The organism is Verrucomicrobiota bacterium, from assembly GCA_016871495.1.
In the GTDB taxonomy this organism is placed as follows: domain Bacteria; phylum Verrucomicrobiota; class Verrucomicrobiia; order Limisphaerales; family VHDF01; genus VHDF01.
The window spans coordinates 40,628-53,960 of record VHDF01000009.1; the positions used below are offsets into that span (position 1 = coordinate 40,628).

Consider the following 13,333-nt stretch of genomic DNA (forward strand, 5'->3'; position numbering starts at 1 on the left):
AAGCGTTTGTTCTCGTGCGATCAAGCCCGGGCGAGCGTCGCGAGGGTGGAGCAATCCGCCAGCGCGGCGCCGTCCCGGGCTTGACCCACCAGGTCGCACACGAGATCGATGGTGCGAAATTCGGGATCGTTGGGATAGAGAACGGACGGGTGCGTGAGCAGGTCGAAGGCGGCTCCCTGTTCGATCGCCCAGGTCACGCCCGCACGGATGGCGCGGAGGAAATCCTCGAGCGGCCAGCGACAGTTGCGAAAGGCCCCGACGTCACTGATCGGGCTCATGGGAACTTCGATGAGTCCGGTCGGATACACAAAAGGCTGGGAGTTCGATTGGGCCTTGACGATGCCGGCCAGAACTTCGTGGTCGGCGCGGGTTCCCGGCTGGCCGTAGGGATGGGCGGGGTAGCGGCAACTGACCCAGGAGAAACCGCAATCGAGGAGCAACTGTTGGATGTCCGGGCGGCCTTGCAGGCCTTCGGCGAATCCGCCGGGAGTGCGGAATCCGGCGGGAGCGAATCCGAGCCGGTGCCGCATGGCTTGGCTGCATTGCTCGATGTTTTCGCGAATGGCCTGGACGGGATCTTGAGTGCGGAGGAGCCAGGGAGCGCGTTGGAAACGGAATTGAAGATCCTCCGGGCGCCGGGCGAGCACGTTGACGTGGTCATAGGTGTGGTTGCCGATGGGATGACCTTCTCGATGAAGTTCCTGCAACCATTCGACGTTCTCCTGTTCGAGTGCCTGTCCAACGAGAAAGAAATGGATGACGCCGCCATGGAACTTGACCCGCCGCGCGGCGGCCAGGGCGTAGCGCTTGGTTTCCTCGTTGAGATGGCCCTTGGTGTAGTCCCAGTGGGTGTCTTCCCAGCGTGGAAAATTGCGGGCCATCTCGAGGTCCATGGTGATGGCGACCCGGGCTTTTCGCCTGGCGGGCGCAGGCGGGTTGGCCGCGGAAACGATGGCGGTCGCGGCAGCCAGCCCGGCGGCCGCTGTGGTCCGGAGGAATTGGCGGCGGTTGGGTGTCCTGTTCGCGTCGATCGTCATGGGTTCCGAGGTTGGTTCTCCGGTGTGAGCTCGATCCACGAGATTTGAGTGATGAACTGGTTCAGCGAGGCGAAGGCGAGGTGCGCGCTGGTGGCGAACTTGGGAGTGGTGTGGGCGGGGAACGTGGCCAGGGTCGCGTCGCCGACCAGAAACGTGTTGAAGTCTTTCGATAAATTCTCATAACCCGCGCAGGTCCTCGCGAAGCACATATCGGTGGCGTAGCCGGTGAGCAGGACGTGGCGCACGCCTTGAGACTGGAGGAACTTTCTCAGTGATTCGTAACCTTCGGCATCATAGATGACCACGTCGTCCGGGAAGTAAGTGATGTCGCGGGTCACGGGGATGGGGAGATCCCAAAAACCGGTGTTGTTGAAGCGGGGTCCGGCATCGAGTCCGGGAAATTGGCGGAAGTAATCGACCGCCGGCGTTTGGGTCGAAAGCTTCAACGTGGCGGGCAGGGCTTCACCTCGATAATGGAATCCCCGAAGCTTGGCGTCGAGTTCGGCGCGGCCTTGCTGGCGTTGCCCGGCGGTGGGAGTGTGTGAGAAGGACCGGTAAAGCTTGTGACGGATCGGATCACGCGAACCCGGAAGGCTGAGCAGGATGGCGGCCACCTTCCCTCGCATTGTTTTCAAGAAGGGATCGATGACCTCACGGGTGTGGCGGGCCGCGAGGTGGTTCTTTTCCGGCGTGCAGAAGTCCGCCACGCCCGCCGGTTCAGGAGTGTTCCAGCCTTGTCCGTCGTCGATGCCCCAAGGGTGGACCATGATGACGGCGGTTTCGCGGGCTCTCAGGAGGTTCGGGATTTCAATAATGCCGCGGGCGTTGTAGCTCCAGCGCCAGGCACGAACCCGCAGGTCCGCTCCGGCATCGTTGACGACCGGGGGCGCCTCGAAGCGATGGGTTTCGCGGATGGGTTCGACCCATTCCGGATGATCTGCCAGGAGCGGGGCAGGGTGGGACAGGCGCGTCAGGGTGTTGGTGTAATGGACAGGCTCGGAAGCGGCGAGCGCGAGAAGGAAGGCACGGCAGAGACCCGTGGCGAGCAGGCGGGAATTCATGGTGGAGAGAATGCCGGGGGCTGGCTCTGGAGGAAAGCGAACAAATCCCGCAGGTCCTGAGGAGTGAGGCCAGACAACGTTCCTTCAGGCATGATCGAGATCGCGGATTCTTTGACGGATTGAACTTCGGAAGCGGGGAAGACGATTCGTTCTCCCGTGGCGGTGCCAAGGATCCACTGCATGCCACCCTGTTCCAGGAGGACCCCGGAGTACGCGCTTCCCCCGCGCAGTTGAATCTCCTGCGCCAGGTATTCTTTGCGAATGGCGGCGCTGGGGTCGACGAGGCTGGCGAGCAGGAAAACCCGGTCCTGGCGGTTGGCTGTGGTCAGGTCGGGGCCAATGGAGCCACCCTGGGCGAAGAGGGTGTGACAAGTGGCGCACCGCGTCGTGAAGTGTTGTCGTCCGCGGTCCGGGTCGCCGCGTCCAGCGTTCAAGTCATTATTCAGGCGGCGCATTTCCGCCAGCTTTTCCTCGGGTGTTCCCCGGGTGACACGGCCCCAGATCTTCCGAACCCGGCGGTCGAGTGATTCATCATGATGAAGGGCGGTGGCGCGCAGCGATTCAGGACTGAAATGAGCCGCGGGCAGGCGGCCTTCCTCGACTGCGAGCAAAGCCTGAGGAACCCACGATTTTCGGCTGAGGAGCAAGGTGCGCAGGCGGCTTTGCGTTCTGGCCGAAAGCTCGGGATAAGCCTGAATGAGTTGGGGAACGAAAGACGGAGAGGCAATCCGTCCGAGAGCGTCGAGCGTTTCGAGAGCCACATTTTCGGGTGATCGGAACAGGAACGGATGCAAGCGAGGTGCATCGGTCTCGAGTCCGAAGTTTCCGAGAAGTTGAATGAGCTGAAGCGCGCGGGACGGTTCGAGTCCTGGCGTGGCCAGGAGCGATCGTGCACGTTCCAGCGCGGGTGGATGGCCAAGGCGGGCGGCGAGTTTGAGACGGACGGATTGATCGGGTTGTTCCCGCCAAAGTTGGAGCAACAGTCGTTCGAGTTTGGGTGAGATTGGGGAAGGGGCACGGGCGGTGGAGGCCTCGATTGAAACTTCGTCGGCCGAGTTGAAAAGTCCGCCGGTGCCGAAGCCGGGTGGTTGGGCCGGTCGGTCGTCGAAGCCCTGGTCGAGAGCGGCGAGCAGTCGCGCGTGGGTGGCCGGATCAGGCGCGTTTTCCAGGAGTTGTGTCGCGCCATCCTGACAAGCTTGAGTGCCTTCCGCCATCCATCGGCGCATCAGACGTTCGAGGATGAACTCGCTTGCCAGGCGCGAAGGCCTGGAGAGTCTCCCGGCAAACAATTCGGATACCGCTTTCACCGATGTGACGGCGTGCTTTTCGACTCCCCACCAAAGAAGATGCGGCAGGAAGGGGTCGTGCACGTCCAGGTCTCTCTGAATGAGGGTGTGCAGGATGGGGAGGGCAATTTCAGGACGAAGCCTCGCGGCCGTCGAGGCGAGTTGGCCGCGAGCGCGGACGGACGGTTCGTGTTGTGCCCGTTCCAGCAGGCGTTCTTCAAGCGAAGGGGAAACGGATTTTCGATCGCCGAGCAGCCGGATGGCCCATTTCCTCACCGACGGAGCCGGATGCGAAAGGGCGGCGCGGGCGTCTTCATCACGCCAGCCTCCGGCGCCGTGCAGCGCCCAAAGAGCGAGCAACGAGGTTCGGTGATGGACCGTTGAGGAGAATAATGCGTGCAGACTCGAGTAAGAAGCGGGATCCCGTCGTTCGCTCAGGATTCGAAGGGCGCGTCGCCGCCACCACGGATTGGGGTTCTCGAGAGCGCCCGCCAATTGTTCGGTGTTGAGGCGGCGCCAATCGGGGATGGCATCGGATCGGGTAGTGGTCCGCGCGAGCCGGTAGATGCGGCCATTGCTTCGGTCCCAATCCGCATCCGGGTCGGGATGCGCGGTGCGCCGGTCATGCCAATCCGCGACAAAGATCGCGCCGTCGGGCGCCAGGGCGAGGTCGCAGGGAGCGAACCAGGTGTCCGGAGACTCGAGGAGGTAGCCGCCATGGGAGGACGTGAAGGTGGATCCCCAGGGGTACATTCGATGCCACTGAATCCCGTGCCCGAGCAAATCCGCGTTGAGATAAGCTTGATGAAAATGCGGCGGCAGATTGGTCCCGTTGTAGATCAGTCCGCCGGCGGTGACGTGACCTCCGGTAAAATTCGTGTGCGGGATGTGGTCGAAGTAACCGAAGGTGTAAGGATTGTGAAGGGCGCCGTGCTTGCCGACGCTCTTCCAGTAGTAGCCGCCCTGGACGCCGTGCAGATTGCGGTAGGGGCCGACGTTTGTGCTGTAAATCAATTCACCCTCATCGTCAAAATCGATTCCCCACGAATTGCCACCTCCCTCGCAGAAGAGCTCGAATTGCCGGGTTCCCGGATGGTAGCGCCACACGCCTTGCTGGAATTCAATGTCGCGGATGCGGGACGTCACGGTGCTGCCCTGGCATCCGTAGAGCCATCCATCAGGTCCCCAGGTGAGTGAATTCGCGACGGAGTGGGCGTCCTCCATTCCGAAACCTGTCAGGCACACTTCGGGATCCCCGTCGGGAACATCATTGCCGTCGCGGTCGGGATAGAAGAGCAGATAAGGAACATTGAGTACGAAGACGCCGCCGTGTCCGAAGGCGAGCCCCGTGGCGAGGTTCAACCCGGAAACGAAGTCCCGCGCTTGGTCGGCCCGTCCGTCGTGGTCAGTATCCTCCAGAATGGTGATCCGATCCGCTCCGCGCGGACCCTTGGGAGGCGGTGGCGGCACACGATCGTAGGTGGTGCGGGACCACCGGTCCACGCGGGTTCGGGTGAGTCCGGCGGGATTGGGATACTGGAGATATTGGATGACCCAGAGGCGTCCGCGATCGTCGAATTCGATGCAGACCGGTTGGACCACCATGGGTTCCGACGCGAACGATTCCACTTGCAGTCCCTCGGCCATTTTCATGCGGGCGGCGGCTTCGGCGGGCGGAGAACCTTGGGATTGGAGTGAGGGGGAAGATGGGAGGAGGAGCAAAGCGGTGATTCCGATCAGCCGGATCCAGCGGAACACGGCCAGGAGCCGGGAGTTTTTTCTGGGTCGAGGGGGATGGTTCGTGGAGCGCGGCGTTTCGGGAAAGCCGAGGCGGGTTGAAGATGGAACGGTGAGATGGATGCGGATGAGGTTGGAGGAACAAGGTGAGCAGGGCAACGGAGGAAATCGAGGGGGCGTCGTTCGTCAAGTTCGAGAGGGGGGTACGGCGACCGTCGCGGCCTATCCAAACCGGACGAGCGGCCAAGCCGCATCAGGTGTGTCCTCCCGATCTCATCTGCGCCAACGCTGGCTCGGACGACCCGGGCTGGGTGCGACATTGGACGTCGAATTGATGAAGCCCGGAAGTTGAGCCCAACGTTTCCCGTTGCTTGCAATTCCATGGACTACCCAAGAAGCAGTGACGCCGCCGCAACTTTGTTAAGACCTCTCTCCGTTTCCTCAGGCTCATGCTTTGATCCGGTCCACTCACGGTAGCGGTCGCTTCTGGTGCATCGTATTCTTCTCCGACTCTCCCCTTCCTTCCCGGGCAACAAAACATTGGGCGCAATCCGAGCTGCAACTCCCGTGCTTTTTGGATCTTTACAAGAACCTTTTCTATGCAAACATGCTGGCTATGGATATAACTCAACTAACATCACAGGACCTGAGGCGCTTGTCGGCACTGCTTGAAGCAAAGGAGAAATTTCAGGCTAAACTGAATGAAATCAACGCCCAATTGGTGGCCTTTGGGGAAGGCACATCGAGCGGGCCAGCGAAAGGTCCTGCACGGGCCAAACGCCGAGCTGCAGGGGCGAAGGCTCCGAAGCGGCGCCGCGGCGGCGCGCCCCGCGGGGCTTTGCAAGAAGGCATTGTCGGCGCTTTGCAAGCAGCCGGTGGCAAAGGGGTTCACATCAAGGAACTCTCTGCCAAGCTGGGCGTAAAGGTGCCTAATCTGCGAGTATGGTTCCTAACGACCGGGAAGAAAAACAAATCAATCAAGAAAGTAGCCAAAGCCACCTTCGCCTGGAAAGGTTAAGAGCTCGGAAATAGCTACTTTAGAATATCTTAACGAGCGGCGGGCGCCGGATTGACAACGGCCCCGCCGCTTTCATTTGCCCTCGGGCCCGCATACAGAGTCATGGCGCCCCCGCGGGCAAATCCAGCCAGAATCAAGCCCGCCTCCCGCGCCAGACTCACGGCCAGAGTGGTGGGAGCGGAGACGGCCACCACCGCGGAGATTCCGGCGGCCAGCGCTTTCTGCGCAATTTCGAAAGAGACCCTTCCGCTGACCGCCAAGGCGCAGTCCGTCAAGGGAATGCGTCCGTCCAAAAACGCGTGTCCCACCACTTTGTCCACGGCGTTGTGGCGCCCCACGTCTTCCCTCACCACCAGCAACCGCCCCTGCCGGTCGAACAGCGCGGCGGCATGCACGCCTCCGGTCTTTTTGAAGAGGGTTTGCTTCGCCGCCATTCGCCCGGGAAGTTCGGCCAGCAAGTCCAAATCGACCCCGCGTTCCACCACCAAAGCCGCGTAGCGCCGGCGCACATTCTCGATCATTTTCGACCCGCAAAACCCGCAGCTGCTGCTCGTGAGGAAGCCTCGTCCCATGGTCTTCCAATCCAGGCGAACCTTGGCCGAAAGAAAGGCATTCACGACCACGCCTTCCACCCCCTCGGCGCGGCAGGGGGCGAGCGAAATCCAATCGCTCCGTTTGCGTAGCAACCCCTCCGCGAGCAGAAATCCCGCCACCAGTTCGGTATCGTGCCCCGGGGTCCGCATGGTGACCCCGAAAACTTTGCCTCGTATGCGGATCTCGAGCGGTTCCTCCACGGCGAGCTCCGAAGCCCAGCCGCGCTTGGAACGTTTCGACGCCCTCCAGGCCACCCAGCGCCGGGCTGCGGCTGGCGGGGCTGACTTCATTTTCAATCGTCGTGGAAAAGGCAGACTCTCCGCCGTCCGGCACGGAGGAGAGTCGCCTGTCGGATGGGGAAGAGATCCGAGATTACTTCCGCCCTTTTTTGGGGCCGCGCCCTTTGAACGTCAATTCGGCCACGCCCGACTTGTCGAGTTCTCCCAGGCCCAGCTTGACCATCTTGCTGAACTGTTTGAACGTGGCTGTGGCGAGGGGCAGATCCAGTTTCTTGGCCTTGCCCAGGGACAGGGCGATGCCGGAGTCCTTTGCGGCGTGGGCTGCCGAAAAGAAGCAGGAATGTTCGCGGTTCTGCATGTCTTCGCCGTCGGTTTGGAGGACGCGCGAATTCGCGCCTGTTTCCCCGAAGACTTCACGCAGCAAAGCCAGGTCAAGCCCCAGCGCGGCTCCCAGACCCAGTCCTTCGGCAAGGCCCGCGGTGTTGATGTTCATCACCATGTTGACCAAGGCTTTCACCTCGGCAGCCTTGCCGGTCGCGCCGACATACCTCATCGATTTGCTCAGTTTCTCCAGAATCGGCTTCACCCGCGAAAACGTGGCTTCCTTGCCGCCGCACATCAGATAGAGGGTTCCCTCACGTGCTTGGGTGATGCTGGAGGCCATGCACCCTTCCAGGGAAGCGGCGCCCGCCTTGGCGGCCAGTTTCTCGACTTGAAGATGCACCTTGGGGCTGATGGTCGCGCAATTGATGAAAACCCGGCCTCGGGCACCTTTGAGCAGATGGTCCTTCTTGCCGGAGAAAATGCCCAACATGGCCTTGTCATCCGTCACCACGGTGATAATGACGTCCGAGAGTTCCGTGATCCGGGCGAGTGTCGCGCAAGCCTCCGCCCCGATCTCTTTCCCCAAATCCTCCGCCGCTTGTTTCCGGACATCAAAGACCGCGGTGACCGCGTATCCGCAATCCTTCAGGCGCCGCGCCATGTTGGCGCCCATGCGGCCCACCCCGACAAATCCAATGCGTTCTGACATAGAAGTTCCTCCGATCGAATCGATGTTAAGCCATGCTGTTTGAGTTCAACCACCGGCCCGGCTTCGTCGGACGTTCCCCACCTGCGAGCGCCGAACTTCACGCCGCAAAGGCAGGAGAGGCGCCTGAGAGGCCGCCGGTGAACACGTTCACTCTATGGCCCGTCCCTCACTTCAATCACGACTTTTCTCGTGGACGGAAGTGAAAACTGACTCTTGTTGAAATGTCCAACTGGCATTAGACTTCTAACTGCGAACCGGGCTGCGGATTGAGCGCGCTGTGCATCGTTCATTCTGAGCGGCTTGGGCCGAACTCGAGATCCATTGAATTCCGATTGAGAATGATTGAAATTTTGAAGCCTGGCGGCAGGACACCTCATCGACGCACCGTCGTGCCGGGGTTTCTTGCGGCATGTCTGGCCGCGGCGGCCTCGGGCTGCGGCCGCAACGACATTCAGGTCTATTCCATCCCCAAGGAAAAAGAGCCGGAGCGACGGTCCGCCTCCCGGGAATCGACGGGTCCGGCCGAAATTCCATCGTGGAAGAAACCGGCCCATTGGGAGGAACGCGGCCCCATGCGCATGAGCTTGGCTTCCTTCAATATTCTCGCGGCGTCGGGCGGTGGGGCTGAAGTGGCGATCATGCCATTTCCACATGGCAACGCCTCGGAGCTCGATTTTCTCAACATTTGGCGCAGCCAGCTGGGATTGAAGCTGCTGGATGCTTCCTCGGTCACTGGGATTGCCCAAGGCGCGAGGATGGCCGGAGAGCCCGCTCAGATTTACGATGTCACCGCTCGATTGGCGGAGACGGACGCGGAACCTGCCGAGCGTGTCTTTGTCGCGGTGCAAGCGCGCCGGAGAACGCTCTGGTTGATCAAGCTCCAAGGCTCGCCCGCCGTCGTGGGATCCGAGCTTGGCACGTTCCAAACCTTTCTTTCAGGCATCGAATTCAAACCCGCCGATCCGGGGTCCAGCTCCCGAACGACGGCGCAGGATGAGCCTCTCAAATTGCCTGATTGGAAACTTCCGGCCTCCTGGCAGCCGCAGGCGCCGCCGAACATGCTCCTGGCCAAATTTACCGCCACCGGAGCGAACGCCGCCTCGACCGAGATCACCGTCAGCGCTTTCCCGGGTGCCGCGGGGGGGCTCCTGATGAATGTGAACCGGTGGCGCGGCCAGATCTCCCTGAACCCTTTGTCCAACGAGGAGCTGGCCAAGCTCGCCCAAACCCTGGAATTGTCGGGCCTTGTGGCGACGGTGGTGGATATGTCTGGCACCGATTCCAAGTCTCAAAAACCGGCGCGTGTCATCGGAGCCGTGATTCCTCAAGGCGGCCGGACCTGGTTTTTCAAGATGATGGGGGATGTTCAAGCTTCCGAGGAACAAAAACCCGAGTTTTTCAAATTCATTCAATCCCTGCGTTTTCCCGATGCTTGAACGTCCCTTCCAGTTTTTTTCCTCGCTTCGATTGACCGTGGTGTTGCTGGCGATCGCCACGGTGCTGGTCTTTGTCGGAACCCTGGCCCAGGTCGAAGAAGGACTCTACCTCGCTCAGAACCGTTACTTCAAAAGTTTCCTCATCTTTTGGACACCGGGAAACAGCTCGATCCAGATTCCCATCCTTCCGGGCGGTTACACGGTGGGAACGTTGCTCCTCATCAACCTGGTGGCGGCCCATGTGAAGCGATTCGAGTTCACACGCAAGAAGGCCGGCATTTTTCTCACGCACATCGGCATCGTGCTCCTGCTGGTTGGGCAGCTCGCCACGGACATGCTCTCCACGGAAAGCGCGCTCCGATTCAACGAGGGCGAAACCAAGAATTATTCCGAGGATTTCCACGCCAATGAACTGGTGATCATCGACACTTCGGATGCGGACAAGGACCACGTGATGTCCATCCCGGATGGACGTCTCCGACCCGGCGCCGAGATTCGCCACGAACGGTTGCCCTTCACCCTTCAGGTGCTGGAATTCTGGCCGAACTCCGACCTCTTTTCACAGAGCACGAACGGCACGTTGGAGGTTCGGGCTTCCCAGGGTGTGGGAGTGGGATTGCACCTGCTCCCCCGGCCCATCACCACCAAGATGGATGAGCGCAACTTGCCGAGTGCGCTCGTGAGGATCACCGCCGGGGGACAGGATCTTGGGACGTGGCTGGTTTCGAGCATGCTGAGCAGAAAGCAAGTCCTGACGCACGGGAGCAAGACCTACTCGCTGGCTCTGCGCTTCAAGCGCCATTACACGCCTTATTCGATGACCCTCCTGGACGCGGACAACGAGTATTACGTTGGCACCAAGAAGCCGAAGCATTTCTCCAGCCGGGTCCGGATCGAACACACCGAATCGAAGGAGAATCGCGAGTCCTTGATCTACATGAACAATCCCCTGCGCTATCAAGGATTGACCTATTACCAATTTCAGATGGGAACGGGCGAGGGAGGCCTGGGGCAGAGTTCGACGCTGCAAGTCGTCCGCAACCCGAGTTGGCTCACGCCTTATTTGGGATGTGTCATCGTCGCCGCGGGATTGACGCTGCAATTCATGATTCATCTTGTCGGATTCGCCACGCGCCGGAAGGAAGCCGCATGAAAAAGAAACTGCCTTGGATTCTGCTTTTCCTCTTCGTCCTGGAGGCGGCCCTCGCCCTCCGTCCCCGGAAGGAAAGGGAATATCACACCATCGCTTTTGGACGCCTGCCCGTGCTGCTGGATGGGCGCATTCAGCCGTTGGACTCGGTGGCGCGGAACGCGTTGCTGCAAATCCGCGGCAATCAGGCTGTGCCCCTCGAGGGCAACGGAGGCGGAGGCAAGGTTTGGGGGGAATGGAGCGCGATCAAAGATCAACGGCCCCTGGAAGAGCGCAAGTGGTGGCAGTTCCACAAGCATCCCAAGAAGCTCAAGCCCTCGGATTGGATTGCGGAATTGATGTTCAAGCCGGAGCAGGCGGATGAACGCTACGTCTTCCTGATTCATCACCCGGAATTGCTGGGGGAATTGAAGCTGGACGGCAAAGGGGTTGAGCACAGCGGCCTGCGCTACTTCACCTTTAGCGAGATTCGCCCTGTGCTGCCCACCATCGGAGGCCATGCCAAGCAACTGCATGAGTCCGGAAAAAACGCCTCCTTGCAGACGCCGCTTGAAAGGCAGGTCCTCAAGCTCTTCAACGCGGTCACGATTTATCAACGCCTGCGCCGTAACATCCGGCCCGACACCTCCTCGAACTGGAGCGCTGAAATCGCCGAATTCCAGAAGAAGATCGCCCCCGGGCTTGCGGCCTGGAGAGCCCGCGAAGCCGGCCGGGCCTACGAGACCAACGTGTTCGAGGACTTTACGCGGGCCCTCGAACCGATCGACGAAATGGCGAATTTATCGTATGCCTTGGTGATTCCCCCGGCGAAGCCTGAAACGGACCGCAAAGGCTGGGTGAATCTGGGCGCTTCCTTGCTCGATTCCATCCGTGCAGGAGAACTCCATCCCGCCGTCCCGTATTTTGCCGCCATGGCGGATGGTTACCGCCAGGGGAAGGCGGAAGACTTCAACAAAGCGGTGGCTGACTACCGCCTTTGGTTGGGGTCGCGCCTGGGGATGGAAGTGGACAAGGCGTCCAAGGAATATTTCTTCAACACGCTGCAGCCCTTTTACCGGGCGATGCTGATTTACCTGACGGCATTCCTGCTCGGGTGCGCGCATTGGTTTAATCTGTCCGAATGGCTGCGCAAGTCGGCGGTGTATTTGATCGGGTTTGCGTGGATCATCCATACCGTCGGATTGATTTTCCGCATGGTGCTGGAGGGGCGTCCCCCGGTGACGAACCTGTATTCTTCAGCCATTTTCATCGGCTGGGGCACGGTGATTCTGGGTTTGCTGCTGGAACGAATCTATCTTGGCGGGATCGGCGCCGTGGTGGCGGCCATTACGGGGTTTGTGACCCAAATTATTGCGCACAATCTCGCGTTGGGGGGCGACACCATGGTGATGTTGGAAGCGGTTCTCGACACCAATTTCTGGCTCGCGACGCACGTGGTGATTATCACGCTGGGGTATTCCGCCACGTTCGTCGCCGGATTTCTGGCGATGATTTACATCCTGCGCGGGGTGTTTACCCGGGGGTTGACCGGAGAAACCGGCAAGGCCTTGAGCCGCATGGTTTATGGCATCACGTGTTTTGCCACCCTCTTCAGTTTCACCGGAACGGTGCTGGGCGGCATTTGGGCGGATCAATCCTGGGGGCGTTTTTGGGGCTGGGACCCCAAGGAGAACGGAGCCCTGATGATTGTGTTGTGGTGCGCCATCATCCTCCATGCCCGATGGGGAGGCTTGGTGCGCGATCGCGGCATCATGAATCTCGCCGTGTTCGGCAACATCGTCACCAGCTTCTCCTGGTTCGGAGTCAACATGCTGGGCGTCGGGCTGCATTCCTACGGTTTCATGGACGCCGCCTTCAAGTGGCTCTCCGTTTTCATCGCCAGCCAGCTCGTGATCATCGGATTCGGGCTGATTCCCATGAGGCACTGGATGAGCTTCCAGGACCGCGTGCCCCCGGGTTCGAACCCGGGCGGGGCTGAGCCAGCACCGCGTCCCGTGGGCGCGGCGGCTTGAACCTTACATGCTGAACTCCGGACCGAGATAGATCTCCCGAGCTCTCGCATCGTTCACCAGGAAATCCGCGGTTCCCTCGCACAATACTTGCCCGCGATGGATGACGTAGGCCCGGTCCACCAGCTTGAGGGTTTCCCGCACGTTGTGGTCGGTGATCAGAATGCCCAGCCCGCGTTCCTTCAAACGGCGCAGGATCTTTTGAACCTCGAAGACCGCGATCGGATCGATGCCGCTGAAAGGTTCGTCCAAGAGCAGCAGCTTCGGACTGGTCACCAGGGCGCGAGTGATTTCGAGACGCCGCTTTTCACCACCGCTGAGCATGTAAGCTTTGCTGCGGGCCACACGCGTGAGGTCGAGTTCGTCCAGGAGATGCTTCAACCGCACCCGGCGCTCGCGTCCGTCGATCGCGCACGTCTCCAGGATCGCCAGCAGATTCTCCTCCACCGTCAGCTTGCGAAACACGGAAGGTTCTTGAGTGAGATAACCGATGCCCAGGCGCGCCCGCCGATGCATCGGTAATCCGGTAATGGGTTTCTCCTCGAAACAAACCTTGCCTTCCTCTGGACGGACCAATCCCACCACGATGTTGAAGGTGGTGGTCTTGCCGGCGCCGTTGGGGCCAAGCAGCCCCACGATCTCGCCCGCAGCCACCTGGATGGAAACCCCATCCACCACACGGCGGCCTTTGTACGATTTGACGAGCTGTTCGGTGCTGAGAAGAGGCATGGCG

General features: G+C 60.6%; 10 protein-coding genes. 4 read left to right on the forward strand and 6 right to left on the reverse strand.

The features are described from left to right. Positions 1-20 precede the first annotated feature (20 nt). The 3 genes from FJ404_03485 to FJ404_03495 are packed head-to-tail and all read right to left on the reverse strand — an operon-like array spanning position 21 to position 5,142. Complete coding sequence (locus FJ404_03485; GenBank protein ID MBM3821947.1) at positions 21-1,037, reverse strand: twin-arginine translocation signal domain-containing protein; 1,017 nt, start codon at positions 1,035-1,037, stop codon at positions 21-23. Further along, complete coding sequence (locus FJ404_03490) at positions 1,034-2,098, reverse strand: isochorismatase family protein (protein ID MBM3821948.1); 1,065 nt, start codon at positions 2,096-2,098, stop codon at positions 1,034-1,036. The genes FJ404_03485 and FJ404_03490 overlap by 4 nt, the downstream gene beginning before the upstream one ends. Continuing rightward, positions 2,095-5,142: a c-type cytochrome gene (locus tag FJ404_03495; protein ID MBM3821949.1), complete on the reverse strand. Its 3,048-nt coding sequence runs from the start codon at positions 5,140-5,142 to the stop codon at positions 2,095-2,097. The genes FJ404_03490 and FJ404_03495 overlap by 4 nt, the downstream gene beginning before the upstream one ends. 553 nt (positions 5,143-5,695) lie before the next feature. Between FJ404_03495 and FJ404_03500 the strand changes: the two genes are divergently transcribed. Continuing rightward, the gene (locus tag FJ404_03500) at positions 5,696-6,139 is read left to right on the forward strand and encodes a hypothetical protein (protein ID MBM3821950.1); all 444 of its coding nucleotides are present in this window, start codon (positions 5,696-5,698) and stop codon (positions 6,137-6,139) included. Positions 6,140-6,168: 29 nt separating this feature from the next. Here the strand turns inward: FJ404_03500 and fdhD are convergent, their stop codons facing one another. Beyond that, positions 6,169-7,023, reverse strand: a complete 855-nt coding sequence (fdhD, locus tag FJ404_03505) for a formate dehydrogenase accessory sulfurtransferase FdhD (protein ID MBM3821951.1) — start codon at positions 7,021-7,023, stop codon at positions 6,169-6,171. Positions 7,024-7,105: 82 nt separating this feature from the next. After that, positions 7,106-8,005, reverse strand: coding sequence for an NAD(P)-dependent oxidoreductase (locus FJ404_03510; protein ID MBM3821952.1), 900 nt, complete (start codon positions 8,003-8,005; stop codon positions 7,106-7,108). A gap of 338 nt (positions 8,006-8,343) precedes the next feature. On the opposite strand from FJ404_03510, the gene FJ404_03515 reads away from it, so the two are divergent. The 3 genes from FJ404_03515 to FJ404_03525 are packed head-to-tail and all read left to right on the forward strand — an operon-like array spanning position 8,344 to position 12,603. Further along, on the forward strand, positions 8,344-9,441 hold the full coding sequence (locus FJ404_03515) for a hypothetical protein (GenBank protein ID MBM3821953.1): 1,098 nt from the start codon (positions 8,344-8,346) through the stop codon (positions 9,439-9,441). Further along, positions 9,368-10,594, forward strand: a complete 1,227-nt coding sequence (locus FJ404_03520) for a ResB protein required for cytochrome C biosynthesis (GenBank protein MBM3821954.1) — start codon at positions 9,368-9,370, stop codon at positions 10,592-10,594. Before FJ404_03515 ends, FJ404_03520 begins: the two co-directional genes overlap by 74 nt. After that, positions 10,510-12,603 (forward strand): cytochrome C biogenesis protein, encoded by a 2,094-nt coding sequence (locus FJ404_03525; protein MBM3821955.1) that lies wholly within the window; start codon positions 10,510-10,512, stop codon positions 12,601-12,603. Before FJ404_03520 ends, FJ404_03525 begins: the two co-directional genes overlap by 85 nt. A 3-nt stretch (positions 12,604-12,606) precedes the next feature. On the opposite strand, the gene lptB is transcribed toward FJ404_03525, so the two are convergent. Beyond that, complete coding sequence (lptB, locus tag FJ404_03530) at positions 12,607-13,329, reverse strand: LPS export ABC transporter ATP-binding protein (protein ID MBM3821956.1); 723 nt, start codon at positions 13,327-13,329, stop codon at positions 12,607-12,609. Positions 13,330-13,333 lie beyond the last annotated feature (4 nt).